The following is a 25,603-nucleotide window of genomic DNA, read 5'->3' on the forward strand; positions in this document are numbered from 1 at the left end:
GCGTCTGGTCTTGTCATCTTGAACCCCAGAACGCGATGCGCGGTTCCTGCGGCGCCCGAGCGCTGCCGCTTGAGGAGCGCTGATCATTCACCGCGCCTCGGCGAAACGGGGCAGAATTCATCAAACGCTGATCACGTGTGGCTGCGCGTCGTCGGTCACGGGAGCCGCGGTGCGCTCCGGCTTCTTCTCCACGATCTCGTACCCACAATGATCGAGCCATGCGATCAACCGGTCGGCCATGGCATAGTCCCAGCTGGGATAGGATCTGGCAATGACTTCGCGGACTGAAAGCTTTCGTGCCATCATGTCGATCTATCGCTCCCTGCATTCGCCACGGGCTCGTCCGGCGCGCATCCGGACGATCCAAGGCTGGCCGGCAGTTCGTGCCGCCGGCTCCTGATGTTGTTCGGCTCGTCACGTTTCTAAGCGCGCGCGCCCCAACGCCTTGCTGGCTCACCACGATCAAATTGGCGTGGAGAGGTGATTTTTCCGCTTATCGCTCGCCCAGGCTGCGCAATCATCGCCCAACATGGTGAAAACCTTCTCGCTACGATGGTTTCCCATTTCCGTGCACGGATATGGCGCGGTCGTGCGCGTAGTAGGGCTAGAGTGTGGTGGCGGCGCGGTGTTTCGTCACAGGCTGGCGGCGACCATCTCCGACGAGATCTCAGCGCGAGCAGGCTGCAATCAACGGGGGAACGGTTTGATACGTTCATGGTTTCCGCTGGGGCGCGGTCGCAGGGGCTCGTCGCCTCGGAGCCAATGGAGAAGCGATGAGGCTGATGTTTTGGGTTGTGCTGCTGACTGGCCTTGCGGCAGGAGGCGGCCGGTCGGTCGCCAACGAGTCCTGCGGCCCAGGGTGCCACGTCGCGCCCAATGGCGGCTGCGTCGTGAATGGCTGGGAGGTGGGAGCGCCGGTGTGGAACGAATGCCCTGCGGGCGCTCGGCCAAGGCCGCCATGCGGAACCGCGTTCAAATGGAGCAGACAGGCGAGGGCCTGTGTCAGTAGGTGAATATGCGATGGCTGATCATCGCCGCGGGAGGGTGCATCGGGCTGCCGGCTGCCGCGAGGGATCAGCGATTGTTCACCTTGGACGTCGCGCCCTGTCGTTAGCGGCGGCAGCTTCGTCTGGCTCCTGATTCAAGGCACGACAAGGCTCCGGATAAGCCGCTGGTAGAGGCGCACCGCGAAGCACGGACGGGCCGGTGACACGGCGCTCAGACCGGCGTCGCATGGATCACGTCGCGCGGTGCGCTGGTGCGGAAGGCTCTCCGTAACCATGTTCGCGAGGGCGCCTCGATGAGCATGTAGGTGACCCAGGCCACCGCCGTCGCAATCGCAACGAACAGACCGAGCCGCAGTGCGAGCTCGAGAGCGCCGGGAGCATCTGACTTTCCGATCATCGCAAGCCGAATGAGAAAGGGATGCAGCAGATAGATCGAATAGCTGCATTCGCCACCAATGATCAGGGCTCTGGACGACAGCCAAGCGGCATGGCCGTACCGACTGGCGGCGACGAAGACGATCGAAAATCCCGAGATCTCGATGAGACGTACGGCAAGTTCGATCACGAACGACCAGCCGGGCAGACGAGGCTGCAGAAACAGCAGGACAGGCGCACAGATGAGGCTCACCAGCGCAAGCCAGAACAGGAGCCTCACGCAGCGTCGCTCCCCGTCACCGATGCTGGCATCGGCGCGGTTCTTGTAGATCATGGCGGCAAGGCAGCCGGCCAGGAACTGAGCGATGTGAAGATAGGGAGAGTAGTAGGTGAGCCACTGCATCCCGTTTTGCGTGAGGCTTGGCGCGGCGGCCCGCAACAACGCATCGCCAAAGGTGAAAGCGGCGGCGATCGTCAGCGCGAAAGTCACGATGTTCGCAAGCGCGATCCAGATGATCGTGGGCAGCCTGGCGACGCCTGCAAACAGCAGGCAGACGAACGGAAACAGCAGGTAGAAGAACAGCTCGACGCTGATGGACCAGAGGTGCTGCAGCGACGGCACGACCGCGACCAGCATGGTGCCGTTCTGCACGGGAAACCAGGCTTGCGTCATCGTGAGGATGAAGCCGAGCGAGGGCGCGGAGAGGTCTCGCGCGATCACGACGTATGCGACGACCGCGAGCACAATCACGGCGTACATCGGGTAGAGCCGGGCGAATCGCGCGATGGCAAATTCGCGAAGAGCGTTTCCGAACGGTTGCGACTGGAAGCGCGCGGCATAGTTGAGCCACAGGACGAATCCGCTCAGCACGAAGAACATCGTCATTCCGATGCTGCTGACCTGAGCGATGAGCTCCGGCAGCAGGCCTTGCGCCAACGACGGGGCGCCGTGGCCGATGGCGACCGTTGCGGCCGCGACGAAGCGTAAGCCGGTCAGCGAGCCGATGAAGCGTTGCTCGTTCACTTTGAGGGATGGTCCTGATACTTGGGAGGCGCTCCGGCTGTTGTAGAAACAGCAGGGTCCGGAGGCAACCCGACGCACGCCGGCCGGAGACGGGATTGCCGCCCGCTCGAGCGACGATCTGGCGTTCAGGCCGGAGATGACTCTGCGCCCGATCGGTCCGGCGTCTGCCGTTTGCGGCGTCCGACGCGGCGGCGTCTCACATTGCTGTCGACAACAACGAGCTGAAAAATAAAGGGAAATCAGCCTTGGCATCGGCGGCGTCCCATCCAAGGGGCGAGGCGTTTCCCGGTGCGGCATGCGATCGGCGGGAGGGGCGGGCAACAGGCTGGTAGGTTTGAAGAAATCCGGGAAGAGCAGCTTTTGCAGCGGATCGTGCCTGTTGCGAAACCCCGCCGGGAATCTTGGCCAGCGGGAGGTTACGGCCAGGGCCTTGGTCGCACCTGCGTGGGATGCGGAGCCCCGGCCGGATTGCTGCAGGGGCCGGATTGCAAATGGACTCGCAAACCGACGGCGGCTAGTTATTTGTCACCTCCGGCTGGTCATCTTGCATGACGCTGAGCGTTTGAACGAGGACGGAAGCCGCCTTGCCCGCTGCGCCATCTCAGCTCACCGATCAAACCGTCGACACCCAGCTGACGACGAATTGCAATGCGCAGGTGGCCGCAACGTTCGACACCAACGACAGCACCTGGGTGACCTTTTTCGTCAACGGTACGATCCCGTGCTGGAGGACGCTCGTGTCGATTGGCGAGGTGAAGGTCACGCTGGCCGAGGATGTCGCTGTTGCCGGCATTGTCCTGTGCAAGGGGCTGACCGTGACCATGAACCCCATGGGTCCCTACTACACGGTCACGATGACAGGAGCGATCGTCGATTCCGGAAAGGAGAGCAGCTTTACCGGAATCGTGCTCGGCTCGTTCACCCGGTCCGCAGCGATGAAGCGTGCGATGCAAATGCTTCGGAGACAAGGCAGCCGCTGAGGGCCGGCCCGGCTTCGCGTGAAATGTAAACACCAGAATGTTATCGGGCGTGGGGGGCAGGACTGTGATCTGGCCCGATTGACCGCCCCTGCGAACTCTGTTACACGATGCAACCTCTGATAGATTTCGATCATTGGTAGTTTATTGATTTTCGACTCGCCTCAGCTGCGCTCAGCAGCTGCGTGCTGCAGGTTTCGACCTGTGTTTTACAAAAGGAGATAGTCATGTCTGATCGTGAAGGTATTCGTTTCACCGCTCCCGCCGTCGTCAAGACCCCCACGAGTCCCAACACCGATGTCGTCGCGACGCCGACGGGCGATCCCAACAACACGACGCAGCTCGTCTTCGAGTATCAGGGCCGCATTCCGGTCTGGACGCCGGTGGTTTCGCAGGCTCAACCTCAAGTCGTCTTGGGGGCCGACATCACGATCGGCGCAACGACTTGGCGCAAGGGCATCACGGTCCAGTATGCGGCGCTGGGATCGACCCAGTACACCGTGACCATCATCTCGGGCGAGATCGTGGACGATCGTGGGCTCTACTCGCTCCAGGGCGTGACGCTCGGCATCTTCCCGATCAGTTCGTCCGTCAAGTCAGCGGCGCCCGCGGCGACGCGGACCGAAGAGTATCCGCGCGCGGCCTTCACGGCGCTGCCGACGGTGAACACCCCGACCAGTCCGAACAGCAACGTGGTGACGACGCCGAGCGGCGACACCAACAACACGACCTACGTCTCGTTCCAGTATCAGGGCCGAATCCCGGTCTGGACGCCGATCGTCTCGCAGTCGCAGATCACTGCGGTCCTCGGTGCTGATATCACGATCGGGGCGACGACGTGGAAGGCGGGCATCACGGTGCAATATGCGGCGCTGGGCTCGACGCAATATACGGTGACCATCATCAAGGGCGACATCATCGACGATCGCGCCCTCTATTCACTGGCGGGCACCTTGCTCGGCATCTTCCCGATCGGGTGATACGAGCATGGACGCGTCCGCGTCAGCGCAGTTCGAGCAGGTCGACTCCTCCGCGATCTACGAGACCAGGGTTGCCGGCTCGGTTGGCTGGGCCGGCTACCTTCTCGGCGCGGGCTCGTCGCTGCCACCGTTCATCAACTACGATGACTCGCTGAAGAAGTACGGTGGCAGCTATCTGTTCGCGACACAGCGGCCCGCCGATCTCGATCGGGATCCCGGCGGGTTCGCCGAGCGTGCACGGACCTATATCAGCAAGGCGACGCGCAATCGCGCCGTCGTCTGGCTTGCCTCGGCCAATCCGGTCGTGTTTGGCGACTTCGAGCGCTATGGCGTCTCCTTCATCAATCTGCCGCCGGTCTACCAGGTCTCGGGCAACATGAACCTCTGGTTCGCCAGCAACGCCAAATTCTACATCCTCGATCAGAGCCGGATCGATATTGACGGTGGGGCGCTGCGCCTGTCGGGCTCGGCACTGAGCTCACCTCCGTTCATCGGCTTCGCGGGCAAGGGCGACAACCCGCTCGGCATTCGGCTTGCGCCGGCCTCCAATAATCGCATCTACGCCTACGTGCCCTTCGGCGGCGCCAACACCGGCTGCGTGACCTTTGATGGGCTGCTCGATTCGAAACAGGCGTTCGTCAGCCAGGGCTTGGGGCAGGGCGTCCGCTACGTCATCAACAACAATGCGACGGCGTCGCTGCAAGCTGCGCAGTATGCAGCCATGACGGTGGCGGCGTTGCCATCGCAGCTTTCGATCGCGGGCGCTTTCGACCTCGGCGATCCGGCCAACCGCGTGATCAGCCGAGAGCAGCTCGAACAGGGCTATCTGCGTTCCGGTTTTGCCATCAAGGGGGCGCTTGCGCTGACCAGCGAATTCCGCACGACCGGCGGGCGTGTCGTGCAACTGACACCGCTCGGGGCTGGCAGCGGAGATACGGCGCCGGCGCTCGGCGCCGGGGGCTTCGCCTTTGCCACCAGTGTCGCGAGATCGGCCAAGACCGACACCGGCACTGCCTATCTGAGCCTGGCCGGCCACTATGCGCTCAGTGCAGACGGCAGCGCGGCCGGCCAGGTCGCGAAGCTGATGGGCGGACTGTTCGGATCGGAAGCGCTCAGCTTCAAGGCGTACGACGTCAGCCTGCCTGCAACACAAAACGATCGCCTCAACGCGATCCCCTCGAAACCAGGCTACGCGCCGGTGTTCCCGTTCGAGACGGCGGATCTCAACCGTCCCGCGAGCGGCGCCGTTGCGCCGCGCCTGACCGACGACCACCAGACCTCCTGGGTGACCATCGTCGCCGGCAGCGGGACCGTCGACTATCTGGCCGAGCCCGAAGGCAGCGCGATCTACGGTGCGGCCGCGGCCGGCGCCGCGAATGCGGAGATACTCCAATCCGCGCCGCCGTTCATGCCGCTCGCCCAGGGCAGCGACAAGACGTTCCCGCTGGCGCCTTATGGCGCTGCTGCGAGCAGCGGCCTCGACGGCGCGACGCTCGTCCAGTTCGAGAGCCAGATCGTGGCCGCAACCCGCAAGTCGCTGATCTCGGGCTATGGCAGCAAGACGTGGTCGGCGCGGGTGCAGGCGGCGCGGGCTCATGCGTTGCACGGCACGCTGGCGGATGGCCCCAGCACCGATGGGACGACGCCTCAGGGCTTCATCATCGAGCGCGATCCGGCGACGGGGGCCTATCTGAAGGTCAGCATGGCGCAATCGCTCGACCGCGACGGCAATACCCTGCCATTCGCGCTATCTGCTCCAACCCAGGCGATGCAGGACGCCTTGCAGACCAACCAGCTCTTTCTGGTCGCCGTCAATCCGGAGCCGTTCGGCACCGGCGCCCAGTTCGCCAACACCGTCAACATTGCGGGCTGGACCATGACCGCGGCGGTCGGCGCCGGCGCGTCGGCGACCGCCTACCGCAACGTGATGATCATGAAGTTCTGCTCCGGCTCGTTGCTGGAGCGGGTCACGAATGCCAATCGTTGGACGTCCGCGGAGCAGTTCTCGCTGTTGCCCGGCACACCGACGGTCACCGCCGCGCTGTCCTACACCGGCCTCTCGCAATGGCTGCAGGACTACATTGCGGACGCCATCGCACGCTCGAAGGGAGCGTCCGGCCCATTCTATGAGAATTTCGCGCGCATTGCCCAGGATCCGAACTGGACCGGCGTCATCGTGCTCGCCGCCGATCTCGGCCAGCGCGACATGCCGCCGGAGATTGCGGGTCTTGCCGCCGGCATCGACTTCACGCGCTTCAATGCCCATCATTTCGGCTTCACCGTCAGTCGCGTCACGGTCGACGGCCGGAGCGGCCGGATCACGATGCCCTCGGGCAGCTCGAGCCTGTTCGGCCTGATCGACTACGAAGATCCGCGCTATGCGGTGAACGTCTCGAGCGGCGTTGCGCCCGACGTGCCCGTGGCGGTGCAGATGAGCGGCGAGTTCGACTTCACCGTGCTGCAGCTGCAGTCGTTGTTCGAGAACGCCAGGCTGACGCGGTTCGACAGCCACGTCCAGCTCTCGGTCGCGGCGCTGTTCGGCGCGCCGGTGTCGCGGCTGTACTCACGCGGCAAGCCGCAGCCATTCACGGGAATCGTGCTGAAGGGCAGCTATGTCGATCAGGGCGGCCGCGGCGCCTATGTCTTCGAGCAGAACACGACCAACGTGCTGACCAGCCCATCGAACGTGCTACCGGCCGTCGCCTTCGACCGTGTGCAGTTCAACACGATCGGCACCCAGGACCAGGGCGCCACGGTGGCGAGCAACTTCCTCGTCTGGGGGCGGCTCGATTTCACGCCGCTTCAGAGCACCATCGGAGAGACGCTCGACCTGCTGTCGTTCGGCAGTCCGCCGGACACGCCAGAGGCGGCGCTCGGCGTCGGCCTCGCCTTCTCCGGTCTCGCCGTCGGAATGACCTATCCGCAGGCGACGCCTGGCGCCAAGCGGTTCGAGGTCGCGACCGGCAACCTGGCCTGGAATCTCAACGGCTCGACGATGCGCGACACCAGCCTGTTCCGCGGCTTCGCGCTGCAGCTGAAGAGCTTCGTCAACGCGACCGGCGATCAGAAGCCGTCCGATCTCGGCTTCCTGCCGGTGACGTCGCAGCTCAACCTGACCGAACTCGAGGGGCCCTGGTTCGGCGTCGTCTATGACATCACGCTGGGCGGTCCGGGGGCGCTCGCCTCGGGCGTCGGCTTCCAGTCGCAGCTGCTCGCGGCATGGTCACCGATCACCACCGGCTCGGATGCGCAGCATGCGGTCTTCATCGGCATGAGCCTGCCGGGCGCGGCGCCCGGCGCCAGCCTGTTCAGCATCCAGGGCGTCATCAAGGTTGCGGTCGGTGCGATCTCGATCCTGCGCCAGCCGGTCCCGACCGCATCGGGACGCAAGCTGTCTGATGACGGTCCGAAGTGGTTCTACTGCCTGCGGATCGACGATATCGCCATCAAGATTTTCGGCATCGCCAAGCTGCCGCCGTCCGCCAACATCCAGTTCTTTCTGTTCGGCGATCCCGACAACACCGGCAGCCTCGGCTGGTATGCGGCCTATGTCGCCGACGACAATCCGGGTTGCGAGCAGTCGCTCGCATTCGCCCCACGCAAGCCCGAGCTGCAGGAGCCGTCATCATGACGCGGATCCTGTTCTGGAATATCGAGAGCTTCTCGGTCAACAAGATCTTTTCCGCGTCGATCAAGCGGCAGCGCGGCCATGGCGGCCTCAACGACATGCAGAGCGCGATCCAGCGCCGCGCGGTGATCAATGCCGTGCTGACGGCCACGCAGCCGGACATCATCGTCATCATCGAGGTGAGCTCCGGCGACAATGCGCCCAACGCGCTGGCGAGCCAGACCGGCGGCATCAATGCACTCGCCATGGTGCAGTTCGGGCTCAACAACCCCGCCACGATGGTGGCAGGCGGCTGGAACGCCGTGCCGCCGCTCTACACCGGGACCGGCGGGCGCGCCGAAACGGTCGGCATTCTCTATCGCCGCACCGACACTGCAGGCAACCTCCGTCGCTATTTCACCGGGCCCAACATCTGGACCGGCGGTCATGGCGGCCTGTCGGTGCCGCCGGGCGGCGGCGCCGCCGCGCCGTACAATGGCATGGTGGTGCCTATCGGTGCCGTGAACGTCAACGGAATGCTGGTGCCGCCGGGGCTTGGCGGCGTGCGCCAGATTCCTGCGGGCGCCCAGCACAATGGCGGCCTCAATGAGGACGTCGTCGCCGCGCGCATCGCCTTCACGACCACGCTCGGTGCGCCCGTTGCCTTTGGCGGATTGCGCGAGCCGTTCATGGCAACGTTCACCGAGACCGATAATCTCGGCGTCGTGCAGCGAGACCTCACCATCTTCGGCATCCATTCCCCGCCGAACAATCCCGCGGCGGCGAACTACATCACCACGCTGTCGACGATCAACGATATCGTCGGCGCCCTGGGTGTGAACGAGACGCGGGTGATCGGCGGCGATTTCAACGTCAATCTGTTCGCCGTCAACGGCACGGCCTCGGGCCTCTATAATCCGCTCACCGGGGGGCCCGGCGCCTACACGCTGCTCGTCAGTCCGACGGCGGTGGGAGTTCCTGTCAATCTCGACCAGTATAAGGGCTATTTCTCCACCCATATCCGCGGCAAGGACAAGACGGCGGCCTCCAAATTCCTCTGGTCCAACGGCGGCGGCCCGGGGCAGAGCTTTTATCCCGGCTACGGCTATGTCGGCTCCAACTTCGTCGTTGCGCCGTTCTACTCGATCGACAACATCCTAGTCTGGCCGCACAACGGCATGCACAACTATCAGACCACGATCATGAACACGGTGACCGGCACGCCGATGAACGGGGTCATGGCGCCGCCGGACAATCCTCCCCCCGGTGCGATCGCTTTGGCCAACCAGTTCACCGCGCCGCCGATGGGGTGGCCGGGCGCACCGACGGCGGCGAACTATCCGGGGATCGGCGGTGCCGGAAATCTGACCGGCTGGAGCAATTACGGGCGCGTTCGCAACACCAGCGATCACTTCGGCATCTCTGCCGACATCTGAGGGAGCGCCGGCTGATGAGCGCTATCGACAATCTCCGTGCCGCTGTCGAAGCCGCCGCCGGCGACACCGCCTTCGCGCTCGATGCCGCCTTCCTGACGGCAGGCCTCGCCGATCCCGCCGTGAAGGTTCCCGCCGACTACGACACTTGGCTGAGCCAGGCCTTTTTCCTCAAGGCCGCGGCCGACTTCAAGGTGACGGTGGCAAAATCCGACGTCGGCCCGGTCGAGGGGACGGCGTTCACGGTGCAGTCGGCGACGATCCCCTTCATCGGCGCCGCGACCCCGCTGGCCGCGAAGGCCACGCTCGTGTTCACCGTGGACGGCGACCAACTGATCGTGCAGGCCGAGGCGACGCCGTCGAGCTGGACCTGGACCAGCAGCTTCGCCTTCATGGGGGGCTTCCCGTTCAATCAGTTCGGCACGCTGAAGAACGTCAGCTTCGTGTTCTCGACGGCGACCGGCACCTACCCGTATGGTGACTCCGCAGGGCGTGCCGTGAGCGGCGGCGCGGTGCAGAATTTCGTTGCCAAGGTCGCTCTGCCGGATGTCGCCAAGCCGTTCCTGCTGCTGTTTCCTGGCCTCACCGCGCCGGCCGGCGATCTGCTGCTGAGCGGCGCGCTCAACATGGGCATCTTCAACGGCGAGACCGTGCTGTTCCCGCCGGGGCAGTTGCGGGCCGCGATCCAGGACGGCACGTTCAAGCTCGCGTCGCAGTTCACGGTCAAGGATCCGAGCCTGGCTCTGACCATTCCCGCGCCCGATGGCGCGGACGAGGTCGATGGCGTGCTGGTGCTGGCCGATCCCGCCGATCCGGATGCCGGCGATCAGGCGCCGACGCTCGCGATCTCCTCGCAGTTCGACGTCGGCAGCACCGGCTCCTATCAGCTCGACGTCGAGATCACGCCCGGCGCGGACACCAGCTATTCGGTGGCGCTCGCGGTCGTCGAAGGCGGCGCGCCGCTGACGCCGGCCACGGTGATCGAGGTGATGGGCGGCAATGGCGGCTATCTCGCCGCGACCCCGGACGTGCTGCAGCAGTTCCTTGCCTTCGTCGGTCTCAACGGCTTCTCGATCGCCGGCACGCTCGGTCGCTCGCCGACGATCACGGCGGTCTCGATCGAGATCGGCAGCTCGAAGGATACGAGCTGGCAGATCCTGCCGCCGACCGGCGTGCTGGACTTCAAAATCACGAGCTTCGCGCTGCAATGGTCGATGGCCTATCCGTTCGACGGCACGAAGCGGCAGCAGACCTACGACTTCACGACCGAGTTCGTACTGGCGCCGAGCGTCTTCAAGGGGCCGGACGGCGAGGGCGACGGCGTGTTCACCGTCCAGTTCACGTCCGCGAAGCAGTTCTTCGCGTCCTTCGTCGGGACCGCGAAGCTGAGCGACTTCCTGACGGCACTGTCCGGCGGTGCCGTCGTGCTCGACGTCGAGAATGTCGGCGATTTCGAACTTGGCGACATCGCGGTCGCGGTCGATTACAGCGCGCAGAGCTTTCAGTTCGATGCTGGCTTCAGCCTGACGCTCAATCTGCTCAAGATCAACAACCAGCCGATCCTTGCCGTGCGGGAGGGAACGGTCTCAATCGCGGCGCAGACTCCGACGCAGACGCCAGACGGGGGCAATGCGACGACGCTGTTGCGCGCGGCGCCGCTGCCGATGCTCCGGACCTCGCGAGTGGTCGCGCTGCAGACCACCTCGCAGACGCAATGGAAGTCGAGCGTCGGAGGCTTCCTCGATGTCGGGCCGTTGCACACCAAGGTCAGCGTGACCTATGACGGGTTCGAAACGCCGAAGCGGTGGGACCTCGCCGCCTCGCTGGAGGAGCCGCTCGAGGTCTCGGAACTGATCAACCAGTTCTTTTCGCCCGGCAGCGCCTATGGATTCCCCAGCTTCCTGCCCGGAGATCTCATCATCTCCGAATTTGCGATCACCGCGACCATTCCGGCCGAGCAGGGCGAGCTGAAGACGAGCTACGACATCACCGTCGGTTTCAGCTGGACGTTCACCTTCGGCGATCAGACCGTCGGCATCGATCCGGCGCGGCTCGGCGTCAGCTATGACGGCCAGAAGCCGGCCCAGCAACAGTTCTCCGGCTTCGCGCAGGGAACCTGGGTCTATTCGGCGATCAACCTCAAGCTCACGATGGGCTATGAGTTCAAGACGACGGAGGCGGGCTCCAACAACATCCTGTTCGTCGAGTGGGAAGGATTCCGCGCGGATTGGGAGAGCGGCAAGGAGCTGGTCACCTTCAGCCTCAAGGGCTGGAGCATCGGGTCGCTGGTGCAGGCGCTGGTGCGTACGCTCGGCAATCCCTACTTCACGCTGGATTCGCCATGGAACCTGCTCAACCAGATTTCGCTCGATGCGCTCCGTGTCAACGTCTCGCTCAAGAGCGGCGAGAGCTTCTCGCAACGCCTTTCGGCCAGCTACGAGCTGTCGAGCCCGATCAATCTCGGCTTCATCAGCATCACGGCGCTGACCTTCCGCCGCGGCACCGACGGCAAGGTGACCCTCGCCATCGAGGGCTCGAGCCCGCTCGTCGCCGATGATCCGGCATTCAAGAATCTGCTCGATCCCGCCAAGGGGCAGGACGTGCAGAACCTGCCGTCGGTGCCCGGCCGGGGCGAGGAATGGTTCAAGCTGTTCCTGCTGGTGCTCGGACAGCGCATCGGCATCACCGGCCATTCCAGCTTCAACAGTACCAAGGAAGTGATCTGCGCACTGCAGTCCGTCCCCAGCACGACGGGCAAGATGAATCCGGTCGATCCCAATGCGGACGACGGCGGGACGCCCGGACTGCCCTATTACGACCAGTCCAACAACTGGCTCATTGCCGGGCATCTCGGCCTGATGAAAGTGGCCGGCGCCTGGTCGATCGATGCCATGCTGGTGTTCAACGACCCCAATCTCTATGGCCTGCGGCTGGCGCTCGCCGGCGAGAAGATGGGCGGGCTCGCCAATCTCGTCGTCGACATCCTCTACAAGAAGATCACCGACGACATCGGCGTCTACCAGATCGACTTCACCTTCCCGGACATCATCCGCAACCTCAATTTCGGCGCGGTGTCGATCACGCTGCCGCAGCTCGGGATCAAGGTCTACACCAACGGCGATTTCTTCATCGACATCGGCTTCCCGTACAATCTCGATTTCCGCCGCTCCTTCTCGATCTCGGTGATCGTGTACGGCGTGCCGGTGCTGGGCGCGGGCGGCTTCTACATCGGAAAACTCTCTAATGCGACATCGACCAAGATCCCGAAGACCAACCTCGGCACTTTCGATCCCGTCATCGAGTTCGGCATCGGACTGCAGCTTGGCCTGGGCTACAATTTCGAGAAGGGGCCTCTGAAGGCGGGCTTCGCGCTCACGGTGTTCGGCATCGTCGAAGGCGTCGTGGCGCCGTGGCATCCCTACAATCCCGCGCGCACGCTGGCATCGCGCGCCAGCAGCGGTGCGCTGCAGAGCGACTATTATTTCAAGCTGTCGGGAACGGTCGGCATCATCGGCCTGCTGTACGGCAGCGTCGATTTCGCGATCATTTCGGCCTCGGTCAACGTCAAGATCGTGCTGTCGATCCAGCTCACCTATGAGAGCTATCGCGAGATTCCAGTGATCGCCAGCGCGAGCGTGACGATCAGCCTCAAGGTCAAGATCAACCTCGGCCTGTTCTCGATTTCGATCAGCCTGTCGTTCTCGGCTCAAGTCTCCGCGACCTTCGTGATCGGACAGACCAGCACGGCACCGTGGGAGGTCCAGGGGGCGCGCGCGGATGCCTTGCTGATGCAGCGGGCCCACGCACGCGGACCGGACGCGGCCATGCGGCTGGCGCGCAGCTTGAAGCCGCGACCGAAGCGGCTCGGGCCCGCTACCGCTCGCCGGATGGGCCTTGCCGCCGCAGATGGCAACAAGCCGAAGCTGTCGCTGATGGCGGGCGCGCAGTACACCGTGCTTGCTCCGGAGGCAGCCACCGACGCAGCCTCGAACCAGGGGGCATTTGTGCTCCTGCTCGCAATGGACGCGCCGGATGCCGCGGCGAGCGCGCCGTCCGCCACCAAGACGTCCTTCGACGTGCTGGCCGAGGTCTACTTCCCCTGGATCATCGACGCACTGGGGAACGAGAGCGGGGATGCGGCCGAGCTCGGCGAGACGCTGGCCATGTCGGTGACGCTCACCCAGCTCGAGGCCTATGTCGCGCGTCTCGCCGACACGGCCGATCCGTTCCTGTCGATCAAGGGCCTGCTGCGGTTCCTGGCCGACGGATTCACGCTCGACATCTTCAATCCGGCGACGGCGCAATCGTCGGGGCTGAAGACCAAGCTCGATGCCGGTTCGGTGCTGTTTCCGGTGTTCGACGGATTGAAGCTGCAGGTCCCCGGCATGTCCGGTGGCCAGACCTCGCCGATCGCGTTCGAGACCTACACCACGGCCACGCCCGGCTACGCGACCGCGGTCAGCAAGATATTCGCGCAGGTCGCCGCGAACATCGAGGCCCAGAACAAGGAAACGCGCCGGCTTGCCGCGGAGACCGATACGAGCTCGGCGGAGTCGATGGCGGCCCTGGTGTTCGTCGACACCTTCACCCTGATCGCGCGCCAACTGCTCCAGGCCGCGGCTGACGCGCTGCAGAGCTATGCCTATCCGCTGACCCCGACGAGCAACGTCGGTGGTATCCTGGATGAGCTGAACGGGATCGCCGGCAATGCCTTGACGATTGCCGATATCGTGCAGCCCAACGTCGATCATGCCTTGGGGGCCGGGCTGTCGCTGCATGTCGACGGCCTCGAATATGTGGTGCAGAGCGGGGACACGCTGCAAGGCATCGCTGGCCGCTATTCCGATGCGGCGTCGCCTCCGCGCTGGACCACGACGCCAGACCGCCTGATCGTGGCCAACCGGTCCCGCCACATGCTGCAGGGCGGCGTCGTCCTGCTGCTCATCAACAGCCAGGGTCAGGAGCAGATCTATGTGACGCGGCAGGGCGACAGTTTCGACGACGTCGCGCTGCAACTCGGCGCGATCTCGATCGACGCGCTCGCTGCACAGAGCGTGCTCTACGGCGTCGCCGGTCTGCTGCAGCCGACCTTGCCGCTCGCGATCTGGCCGATCGCCTACAAGACCGCAGGGACATCCGGCCCGTCATCCGATACGCTGGCGACGGTGGCGAGCCTCTTCCAGACCACCGCCGTTGCGGTTGCGGACGCCAATCGCGGCGTCGCCGGCCTGTTCTCCGTGCAGGCGGAGCGCGGCCTGCTCACGGTCGCCAATCTTCAGGCTCTGTCGGTTGGCGCGCTGTGGTCGGCCATCGCGGCCACGGGTCAGGTCGGGCAGACCGCCGGCATGGTCTCGCGCTTCCTGGTCTATGGGTTGCGGCTGCCGGTCCAGGACGGATTGACGCTGTCCAATGCGTTCCTCTATCCGAGGACGCAGTCGGCCTATGGAGTCTATCAGCTCACCGGCCAGCAGTTTCCGACACCCAGTTCTGCCACGAGCTACAAGGTCGGCTTCGCACGCGAGACTCAGAGCCACGGCGTCCCGCTCGATTTCATCTTGCTGAACGACGGCACCGACCTCAGCATGGAGGTTGATCTGAGCCAGGCCTATGCGGCGCTCGATGTGGTCGTCAGCTGGGCCAGGGGGCCGGGCAATTTCGTCCCGAGCCCGACATTCGCGGCGCTGCCGCTCGCCGAGCGCCAGCCGCGGCCGTTTACCGCCAGCGGCTACGCGCGCTGGTCGAGCGGCTCCGTCGCGAGCCTGTTGGCCCTGACGAACCGCAGCGGCGTGGCCGCGGCGGCCGATGCCGGCGCGCAGGTGCAGCCGACGCTGTGGAGCCTGCCGCCGGCGCAGACCAATCTGGTCGCCACGCGGGAGCAGTCGATCCGCGCCGTCATGCCGGATCTTCGTTCGACCTTCGCGCTGCTGCCGAAATTCCAGCCGCAGACCGGCCGCAGCAATCCTGCAACGGGACGCACCGACTATGCCGACATCGCACGTTGGGCCTGGTGCACGCGGCTCGACGTTCAGATCAAGCGTCTGCCCGACGCGGCGGCGCTGGCCGCGCAGGGCGTGGGCGCAGGCGATCTGCCGAGCGGTCCGGCGTCCGCGCCGTCGCTGCCGTTCGTCTATGAGTTGGTTGGCCCCAGCTCGGAGGATGCGGTGCGACTGCAGCGCATCCTGACCGCCATGGACGCCCTGGGCGAAGGCCTCGCCTCCGCCGTCTTCCTGCTCTACAACCAGTCCGGACCCGGCGCGCCGATGCTGGTGACGCCTGCGGACGCCAACTTCCTCGCCTTCATCACCCAGACCAACCTCTCGACCGAGACCAATCCGGCGGCGGCGCTCCGGCTGACGCTGGCTACCGAGGACGCTCCGCCGCGCGGCATTGCCAACTCCCCGGCGCAGTTCATCCGCCTGATGTGGGAGCTCAGCACGGTCCGCAGCGGCGGCTACTATCTCTATTACGAGAACGTCGAAAGCGGCGAGGGCTTGCCGGCCGCCGTCTTCGATTCCTCCGGCTCGGGCATAGTGACGGTGGTCGTGACGTTCGCTACGCAGGGCAGCGAGTCGTTCGGCACCACGCTTCCCGATTTCGTCAACGCCTTCGTGACGACCGACGCCGTCGATCCGCAGAGCGATCTGGTACAGACGGTGTCGCTCGCCTCGACCGGCCAGACGGCGCCGGTTGCGGCGGGGGCAACGCTCGATGCGCTCGCGGCGATCTACGGCCCTGGGCCCGGGCGGATCGCCGAGGTCAACGCGACCAAGCCGCTCGCCGCGGGCGCGCTGGTGCCGATCGTGGGCGCGGTACGCCAACTGACCGACGCGGATCTGGTCCGCGGTGCCGGCGGGTCCATCGACGCGCAGGCCACCCTCGACAAGCTCGCCAGGCTGTTCTCTGCCGGTGCCATCCACTCCATCAGCGGCCAGGACATCGCCGCGTTCAATCCGCAAGTCGCTGTTGCGCTCGCGGCCGTCTTCTACATCCCGCCGCTGACCTATCAGGTCAGTTCCTCCGCCGCGCCCGGGATGAGCTTTGCCAGCATGGCCGCCTATTACGGGTTGGATGTCGACCTGATCGCCCGTGGCGCCAGCGCAGCGCCCGGACTGTTCCCCGTCAATGCCGTGCTCGATCTCGACCCGCAGCTGTTCTCGCTTCGCGACCAGCTGCCGCCGCAGAACATCGGTTTCTCCTTGACGCGCGACAATCTCGGCCTGCCGCCGGATGATCCAACGGCGCCGGACTTTGCCAAGAAGACAATGTATCAGCTCTACACCTCGCTGGCCGCGGGGCTCGCGGGCAACGTCTTCTACAAGGCTACTCCGCTAGGCATGCCGTTCGGTCCTCAGGACCATGACGACGATCAGTCCGGCGCGTTCGAGAGCCATGCGCGCTCGGCGCGGACGCGCGGCAACCGGCTGGCGCAGGTTGCCCTCGCCGATTTCGACTATCGCCAATCGATCGGCATCGGCGCGCAGTTCGCGCTGGTCAACGCCGCGCCGGACCCGTCTGATCCGGATCTGCCGCCGAAGGCAGCCAACCCCTATCTCGGCGTCGGCACCACGGCGCAGGTCGCGCTGCAATGGCGCGACATCTTCGGCAACACCACGGTGACGCCGTTCGAGGCACCGCCGCAAGGGTACCGCGGCGCGCTCAACGGTGCGGCGGTGCCGATGCTGTATCGCGACGAGCTGATCGGGCTGGGGTCCTGGATCAATACCAACGCCAGCTACAGTTATGACGGCACGGCCGGTGCCGCGTTCAAGCTCGTTCTGTCCCTCAACGCCGCCGCCTATGCCGGGCCGGACGGCGCGGCGCGGGCCGCCGACGATCTCTCGCTCTACACCCGGATCTATTATCAGCTGCATCAGGACTATTCGGCCGATGTCGCCGTGCATGTGCCGGGCGTCTCCGGCAACGCGGTGGCGATGCGGCTATCGAATTCGCTGATGGCCAAGCCCGATGTGGACCTCAGCGACCCGCAGGCGGACATCATTCGCGGCTATGTGCGCGCCTGCGTGCTGTATCTGAAGCTCGTGACGCGCGGCCAGGTGCCCGCCGCCCCGGCTGTGACCCTGTCGCTTCCGGTCGACGTCAATGCGATCGCCGCCGGCAACATCCTCGAGCTGGATGTAACACTCGCGTTCAGCCGCAATCCGCTGCTGGTCGATCCGGCGGTGGCGGCGTTGCAGGGCGGCAGCGGCGTGGCCGCGGCGATCCTGCCGCGTGCCGATGGCGACGGCAATGTGTCCTATACGGTGTTCAGCAAAGCGGTCGAGGCCGTGTTCGCCACTGCCGACTGGTATCTCAAGGTCGGGCAGGGGCTGTCCCGCGACGGCGAGGATGCGGCCGACGGCGCTCAGCAGCTCTGGGCGGTGCGCTTCGGCAAGGCGGCAGGGCAGGGCATCCATTTCAAGCTCGGCACGTCACCGAGCTATTTCGCGCCGAAGCCGATCGCCAAGGCGCTGGCCAGCGGCGATGCGACGATCACGCGCTATGACAGCGGCGACACCGACACGCTGCATCTCGACGGCGTCGACCTGAACCAGTGGTTCCAGAGCGCGCTGGATGCAATCGATCAGTTCCTGTCGGCCGACTACGCGCCGCACGCCTTCATCCTCGACCGGATTGACGGCGTGACCGATCCGCTCAAGGACGGTTCGCTGGGAAGCGTGCTGTCGGCCAAGGAATCCCTGGCCGATACGATCGGCCTGAAGACGCTGCCGGTGCTGTCGACCAGCGCGGGCGATCCTTCAACCGGATTCGCCGCCAGCGAGAAGCTGCGCCAGCAGCTGCTCAACCAGCTCGGCGCAGCCTATCGCGCCGGTGCGGCCGTCGTGTTCGGATTGACCGAGGTGACCGGCGGAGGCGACAGCAACCCGGCCGGTCCGCCGAACTTCTATGGTCAGCCGGGCGGCAGCATCAAGGGCGCCGCGGACAATCAGAATTTCACACTGACGCCGACGCGCATTCCGCTCGGCGAGGTCTACGATCCCGCCAGCAAGACCTGGTACGATCCGCGGCTGGCCTTCGTGTTCGCCACCAAGAACGTCGTCGACCAGGCCTATGTGCCGCTCGAGCTCACGCTCTCGCTCACTCATCTCGAATTCGAGCGGCGTACCGTCCCCGGAATCGACGGCTATGTCGATTCGCGATGGCTCGCCTTCGTCAACGGGCCGTTCAGCTATCCGCTGGGGACGCAGGTCACCAACATTCCCGTGGTCAACCGCGATCTGCCGACGCCGCCGACGGTCTCCGCGCAGCAGGCACGGCAGCTCACCGGCGAGGGCACGACCGATCCATCGAAGCTGAACGCCTGGGGTTATTCGTTCGACTATCTCTATCAGCAGGCGGCAGCCGACGCGGTGTCCTGCACGATGGAGTTCAACCGGCCGACCGAGCCGACGCTGCGCGGCTCGGCCAGGTTGAGCGGCGAGCCCGACCTGTTCACCGCGCTCGCGCAATTCGTCACCAACTATCCGGCGATCCTGCGCGACCTCAACCAGTATCTGGTCGGCATCGACGGCGCCGAACCCGATCCGGCGACGCTGGCCGCTGCGCGCAAGGCGACCGCTGCCTTTGCCCTTGAGACCAGGCAGATCGCGGATGCCTATGCGCGGGAGACGGTCGGGGCTGCAAGGCTGGCGGTCGCACCGGCGCATGTGATCGTGAAGTTTATGTCGACGCTCGACAGCACCAGCGACGGGCACGCGCGCACCAATCTCGTCAACATCACCATCGATGGCGTGGCGGCGAGCTGGAATGCGGCGGCCAATACGATCTCGAACGGCACCACCACGCTTCCGGCGCCCGTGATCGCAATCATCGCGCCCGAGCTCTATACGCCCCAAGCCGTGCCTCCGGCGGAACTCCCCCCGGGTGTAGAGATAGCCTACGTCTATACGCGTCAGGTCGACGGCAAGACGGTCTATCTCCGCGAAGCGGAGGCGCGCGGGCTGCCGGCGCGGACGGTGTCGATCGCTCCGCTCGATGTGCTGCTGTACCAGAGCGCCTGGGCGTCGGTGTTCGTGCAGCGCAATCTCGCGCTGTTCCCGCTGGCCGATCTCAAGACCACCAGCACCAATCCGGCATTCCTGTTCCAGACGCCCGAGGTGCGTTTCGCGTCCACGGTGGTCCCGCAGCTGAACTACACGGCGTTCTCGCTCGACGCGATGTCGGGCGCCTCCGGCGACCTCGACGCGCGCCTGACCAAGTTCTTCGCGGGACTCTATGCTGACGGCAATGGCAGCACCAGCGACGAGGTCGCGATGCAGGGCATGTACAGCTACGAGGTCGTAGCCGGCCAGCCGGCGATCCCGCGCGTACGGCTGCCGATCAACCTGCTGACGCCGACCCCGTCAGCGGTCGATCCGGGCGTGAAGCCGCCCTTCGTGGCCCCGTTCGCGCAGATGATCGATACGTGGCGGGCGACGACCAAGCCAACGACGTCGGGCCATGCCCGCGTCGAGATCGAGCTGAAGGTCTTCGGTGGCGTCGGCGATGCGACGCAGCCGTTGATCCAGGTCGGCCGGCTCACTCACGACATCGCGAGCGCCTGAAGGCGGTACCGGCATCGAAACTGCGGCCGCCGCCGGAGATCATCTGGACATGCCGCCCGCAGCGTCGGGTGGTACGGGCTCAAGGGGCGAGTGCTGGGTCGGGTGATGACTGGCGCGCTCGGAGAGATTCGAATTGTAAAGCTAAGATACTTATATATCGCCAATTTCTCTCATTTCTGAGGTCCGAGGGACAAATCGAGGGTGAAACCGGACGGTGTCTGCTCTCGCAACTATTTCCGGGTTCAAATCGCTTACGCGACGATGTCAGCGCTGGTCGAGCCGCCGAGCTCGCACCTGAGCTGGGCTACCTCTGCTGCGGCGAGTTCGATGAGTCTTGCTGATCTCATGCTTTGCGCGGCAGAACGGCCATCTAGTGCAAATTCTAACCGGCGCAATTGGCTGCAATTGGCTTTTCCCGGCACTGGCTCACCCATTTGCGAGCGCGACGACAGCCTTTGGGCGACCGGCTGGGAGAGGCCGCTGGACCGTTCGAGAACAGATCGTTCCTGGAGGAGTTAGCTGCCAAAGGGGAGGGGTGGTATGCAAAGGCCCCCTCCTAAAAGACGGAGGCCCGCCCGAGGCAAGCGCAGGCCAAGGGCGTACGATCAGCTTTACGAGACAGCCCGTCATCAATCTAAAGCACTACGCCGATCCATGAGATCGCGATCACGTGCAGACCGAACCAGGCCGTTCGGCCGCTGTCATAGTTTGTCGTGGCGCTCGGTGGACCCGCCGTAACAATCGCTGTGGAATAGCCGTTCGCCAGCGACGGGTTTTGATCCTACCTTTCTCCGTTGCCGATCGATAGGATCGCGACAAATGACAGTGCGGCACCGGCCGCCATTCGTCGGCAGGTCTTCGATCGCCTTGATCGAACAGACTGGCCTCGTGGCGAGCATATCGAGGCGATATGTTCGGCGGGATCTTTCTTGGGCAAGTTCACGCGGGGCCGGCCGGCGGTGAGCACGGAGACTCCTCAAGCTCGACTTTTCGTCCGCGCCTAGACCGCCAAGTCGAACTCGCCCTTTTCCGACAGCGCACATTGATGTTGCACTCGTCCGCATAGCGCACGAAGCCGGTTAAGGTTCGTGCGGATCAAAATCGGCCCCAGTGCAAACGCGGCGCTTCCATTCATTAGTGCAATATGTGGACGGTCTCTGCTCGCAAATGTGGAGTCAAATTTGGAGTACGTAATCAAGGGTTGTGTTATCCGCTTTGTCATCTTTATGTTGTGAATAAATTGCAATGTTCGTTGATCGCCAGATACGAATGACGTCTGTTTATGCTTCGGAATGTACAGAGACTGCGGGGGCAGGAATGGTCCGTACTTCGACTCAGGCTGGTCGGGGCAATGTCGCGCGCGGACCAACAAAGAGAGCTGGGAGGATCGACCCAGGCGCTCTCTTTGAGGCTCATTTTCTACTTTAAGTAATTGCTTGGTGAAGTTGTGCTTCTTTTGCATTTCATCTGCGGCCGGTGGCGCTCTCCCGAGCGGTAATCTCTATCATGGGTGGAGTTCAGATGCGTCTTCTTGCTTGTCTTCTTGCTCTTTGGTTCCTGCCGGCTAGCGCAGATGCCCGTACCTCGGTGACTTCATATACGTGGTACGTCGCCACGAACGGCTCCGATACGGGACGCGCCGGACAGGGGGGGTGCGGTAGTGGGACCGAATTTGCGACGCCGTATGGAGCGATCCGATACATCGCAGCTAATATTGACCTGGCAGGTAATCAACCGACGATACAGTTGTGTAATGGTTACTACTCAATCGATAGCACGCAGAACTTCTTCGGTTCGCCGGTTGGAAGCTGGTTGTACATTCTGCAGGGCGATTGCTCCAACGTGCCTGCCACAGAAATGAACGTAGTCTTGCGCTACACAGGGGCACCTGGTGGAACGTTGATTCAGTCTCGTGACCTCGGCATTGGCGTATTGCAGTGCCTCACCGTGGACACCATCAATCCAGGGGCGGATACCGCTTTTTATGCCGCTCAGTTCAGTGTACTCGATATCAACAGTGTGCGTGTTGGCGCGTTCAGATACGTCTTTATGGCTGATGCCCTCGGCGCATACAACATCGCACAGTACGGAGCTGTCGGCGCGAGCAATCCGGGAATAACTCTCGGTGGGCAGATCGGCGAGCTTGTCTTTACCAATTCCTCTAGCAAGTTTTCAGTGGGCACATTTATCGACATGAATGGCGTCTCGCCCTCCTTGCAGTTCATGGAGCTTCATGGCGGGTACGCAAACTTCACGGGTGGATTCCTCAATGTCCCGGGAGGCGGCCGCGGCAGCCTTTGCGACAGCTACGCGGTGCTCGTTATGAACGGCCTGACCCCGCCGGGCGGACTTCCCGCGGGTTCGGCGTCCTGCAGCATCAGGTAGTTGATCTGCCGTTGATCGAGGGGGGACTCCTGGCTCATCGACAAATGAAGCAGCGCGCTACCGGCTTATTGGCGCGCGCTTTCCCTCCGCATGAAGAGTGCGGTTGATGCGGTACGCTTTCGATCCTTGCTCCTCACAAAAGTATCTGACCGGAACAGGAGTCGGGGCGCGCTGTCATTCTTCCATTGAGCGGAAGGCGTGATGGAAGAATCAATTTCAGAGTGCGCTTTGATAACTAATCGCTCTCCTGTTGTGGATAAGTTTTGAAGCATATTGATCGTCGGACGCAAATACCTTTTGCTGTGTCCAGTGCTTTACACATGCTGCGGGGGCAGGGATGTTGGCTATTTCGACTCGGGCCTGTCGAGGGGGCTTCGCACGGGGCGGCATAAGAGGGGCTGCAAGTGTCGGTCTTGCCGTTATTTTTTGTGCGTTGAATACAACTTTAAGTAGTGCAGGTGGGATGTCGCTGCCTGGGAGCTTCTCGGTCAACCAGGGTGGCGCGGCAGCCTATTCGATTCCGATTGCCATTCCTCCTGGAACGGCTGGCGTCGTGCCCTCGCTCTCGCTCGATTATAGTAGCTCCGGGGCCAACGGCATCATGGGTGTCGGTTGGTCTCTCGGTGGACTGCCTTCCGTTGGTCGTTGTCCACGGACAATGGTGCAGGACGGTGTCATCGGAACTGTAAATTTCGATGGCAATGATCGGTTCTGCCTCGACGGTCAGCGGCTTATTCTAGTGAGCGGCTCATACGGCGGCGACGGCGCCGAATATCGTACCGAGATCGACGTTTATTCGAAGGTTATCTCTCACGGGGCGGCTGGCAATGGGCCGGCGTGGTTTGAGGTGCGCACCAAGGCGGGCCAGATCATGGAGTTTGGTCATACGGCCGACTCTCAGGTCCAGGTGGTCGGGAGGGCCACAGCTCGCGCTTGGGGGGTGAACAAGGTCAGTGACACCAAGGGCAACTACTTCTCCGTTACGTATGTAACCAACGCATCGACGGGGCAATCAGTCCCAAGTTGGATTGTCTATACCGGCAATGCTTCCGCCGGTGTGGCGCCCTATAACTCTGTGGCGTTTGTGTATGCCCAGCGATCAGACGTCATTCAGCACTATCATGCTGGTTCGCTGGTCCAGACCTCCGATCGGCTAACAAATATCAAGACTTTCGCCGGGGCGACGTTGGTCGCCGACTACCGGCTCACATATCAGCAGAGTCCGACGAGCGGCGTCTCCGAGGTGACATCCATTGCCGCCTGTGGGGGTGACGGATCGTGCCTTCCGGCGTCGACGTTCCAGTGGGCCAGCGGAGGGGGAGACTCTTTTTCGGCGGCGGTGATGGCGGTCCCGAACGGCGCGAATTTCGGCTCGCCATCCTCGACCACCAGCGGTGTCGGCCGAGGCCATGTCTTGCAGGGCGCAATCGGGTTTACGCCGATCTATAGTGATTTCGATGGCGACGGAAGGACTGACTTCCTGATGCTGTATGGGCCGAATCTCTTCGCCTTCCTTAGCAAGGGCGACGGGACTTACACGTTCGTCAATTCGAGTGCGCCGAACAGCTGGAATTTCGGTAACGATCCTTTCTCCAGCTACGCCCTGATTTCTGGTGATTTCAACGGCGACGGCAAGTCCGAATTCGCGATGCTGAGCGGAGGCGTTCTGTACACTTTTCTGAGCAATGGGGACGGAACGTTCCGGGGTGTGGCGACACCGTGTCCTAACGGTTGGAACTTCGGTGCTCCTCCGCAGGCGACCTACACAACGATTGCCGGCGATTTCAATTCCGACGGTAGGTCAGATTTTCTGCTGATGAGTGGCCAGTTCATGTACGAGTTCCTCAGCAATGGGGACGGCACGTTCAGCGGCAACACGATAAACATCGGCCCCACCAATTTCGGCAATCGTCCCTCAGATAACTATACGCCGATCTCAGGTGACTTCAACGGAGATGGGAAAGCCGATTTCATCATGATGGGGGGCGCCTATCTGTACGAGTTTTTCGGCAATGGAGATGGCACGTTCGCGTACAGCGCCGTGCAGATCTCGAACGGCTGGAACTTCGGCAGTCCGCCTGACAACTCTTTCGTGCCCATCAGTGGCGACTTCAATGGTGATGGCAAGACCGACTGGGTGATGCTGCAGGGCACCTATCTCTATCAATTTCAGAGCAAAGGTGATGGGACTTTCAACTATATCACCATTCCAATCCCAAGCTCGGTGGGATGGAATTTCGGAACGCAACCGGCTGCATTGTTCAGTCCTCTGTCCGGTGATTTCAATGCGGATGGAAAATCGGACTTTGCGTTCATTGGCGGCAACAGCTCGTTCATCTATCAATTCCTGAGCAACGGCGATGCCACGTTCAGCTACCATTTGCTTCCGATGCCGAACAGTTGGAACTTCGGCGCGCCGGTGACTGCCAGCTACTGGTTGTTTGGCGGTGACTTCAAGGGCGATGGCAAAGCAGGATTTACTCTGCTTGACGCGACGCATGTGTATTCGGTCATGGCCAACGGAGGAGCGGGCGACTATATCGTCGGTTTCACGACCGGTCTGGGCGTGACGACGGCGGTGACGTACAAGCCGATCACGAGCAGTGCGGTCTACACCAAGGACACCACCGCCACCTATCCTTACGTTGATCTGCAGTCTGCCTCATTTGTCGTCTCGCGTGTCGACGTGTCGAACGGGGTGGGCGGGACGTACAGCTCGACGTATGCGTATGCGGGAGCCAAGGCAGACATCACCGGGCGCGGGATGTTGGGTTTCCGCCAGATGACGGTGAATGATCTGCAGACCGGGATCTCGGACGTCACGACCTTCCGGCAGGACTTTCCCTATATCGGCATGGTCGCGTCGACGGTGCGGACGCTGGGCAGCCAGACGTTGGGGCAGTCGACCAATACCTACCAGTTCACCAACGCAGCCGGCACGACGACGATCAGTCCGGCGAGCGCGCCGTATCGGGTGTCGCTGGCCCAGAACGTTGCGAGCGGGTCGGACCTCGACGGTTCGGTGCTGCCGACGGTGACCACCGCGAACCAGTATGACGCCTACGGCAATGCGACGCGGGTCACCGTGTCCACACCTGACGGCTACAGCAAGACGACGGTCAACACCTACAGCAACGACCCGTCGCTCTGGTATCTCGGCCGTCTCACGAGAGCTTCCGTCACGAGCGTCGCGCCATAGCGGCACGGCATCACGAAGGTTCGTGGCGTGGGTTGGCCCACGCCACCGGGGAAA

Annotated in this window: 10 protein-coding genes; 8 read left to right on the forward strand and 2 right to left on the reverse strand. The window is 63.5% G+C overall.

What is annotated here, in order from left to right; translation table 11 throughout:
• Positions 1–120 precede the first annotated feature (120 nt).
• Entirely contained in the window at positions 121–303 is a 183-nt protein-coding gene (locus tag QX126_RS10970; RefSeq protein ID WP_315771202.1) for a hypothetical protein, read from the reverse strand.
• A 470-nt stretch (positions 304–773) separates the two neighbouring features.
• On the opposite strand from QX126_RS10970, the gene QX126_RS33555 reads away from it, so the two are divergent.
• A complete protein-coding gene (locus QX126_RS33555) occupies positions 774–1,013 on the forward strand; it encodes a hypothetical protein (protein WP_409997750.1) in 240 nt (79 codons plus the stop codon).
• A gap of 205 nt (positions 1,014–1,218) precedes the next feature.
• Here the strand turns inward: QX126_RS33555 and QX126_RS10975 are convergent, their stop codons facing one another.
• Positions 1,219–2,676, reverse strand: a complete 1,458-nt coding sequence (locus tag QX126_RS10975) for an acyltransferase (protein ID WP_315780877.1) — start codon at positions 2,674–2,676, stop codon at positions 1,219–1,221.
• A gap of 314 nt (positions 2,677–2,990) precedes the next feature.
• On the opposite strand from QX126_RS10975, the gene QX126_RS10980 reads away from it, so the two are divergent.
• The 7 genes from QX126_RS10980 to QX126_RS11010 all read left to right on the forward strand — a co-directional run bounded on the left by QX126_RS10980 (position 2,991) and on the right by QX126_RS11010 (position 25,549).
• Positions 2,991–3,386, forward strand: coding sequence for a hypothetical protein (locus QX126_RS10980; protein ID WP_315737654.1), 396 nt, complete (start codon positions 2,991–2,993; stop codon positions 3,384–3,386).
• Between the two features lie 224 nt (positions 3,387–3,610).
• A complete protein-coding gene (locus QX126_RS10985) occupies positions 3,611–4,363 on the forward strand; it encodes a hypothetical protein (RefSeq protein WP_315737655.1) in 753 nt (250 codons plus the stop codon).
• 7 nt (positions 4,364–4,370) lie between these two features.
• Entirely contained in the window at positions 4,371–7,994 is a 3,624-nt protein-coding gene (locus tag QX126_RS10990) for a hypothetical protein (protein WP_315780879.1), read from the forward strand.
• On the forward strand, positions 7,991–9,406 hold the full coding sequence (locus QX126_RS10995; protein ID WP_315780881.1) for a hypothetical protein: 1,416 nt from the start codon (positions 7,991–7,993) through the stop codon (positions 9,404–9,406). The genes QX126_RS10990 and QX126_RS10995 overlap by 4 nt, the downstream gene beginning before the upstream one ends.
• A 14-nt stretch (positions 9,407–9,420) precedes the next feature.
• Positions 9,421–19,965, forward strand: coding sequence for a LysM domain-containing protein (locus QX126_RS11000; protein WP_315780883.1), 10,545 nt, complete (start codon positions 9,421–9,423; stop codon positions 19,963–19,965).
• A gap of 1,521 nt (positions 19,966–21,486) precedes the next feature.
• The gene (locus QX126_RS11005; RefSeq protein WP_315780885.1) at positions 21,487–22,350 is read left to right on the forward strand and encodes a hypothetical protein; all 864 of its coding nucleotides are present in this window, start codon (positions 21,487–21,489) and stop codon (positions 22,348–22,350) included.
• Positions 22,351–22,813: 463 nt separating this feature from the next.
• Positions 22,814–25,549: an FG-GAP-like repeat-containing protein gene (locus QX126_RS11010; protein WP_315780886.1), complete on the forward strand. Its 2,736-nt coding sequence runs from the start codon at positions 22,814–22,816 to the stop codon at positions 25,547–25,549.
• Positions 25,550–25,603: the final 54 nt, after the last annotated feature.

Source organism: Bradyrhizobium sp. SZCCHNPS1003 (assembly GCF_032381555.1).
GTDB lineage: Bacteria > Pseudomonadota > Alphaproteobacteria > Rhizobiales > Xanthobacteraceae > Bradyrhizobium.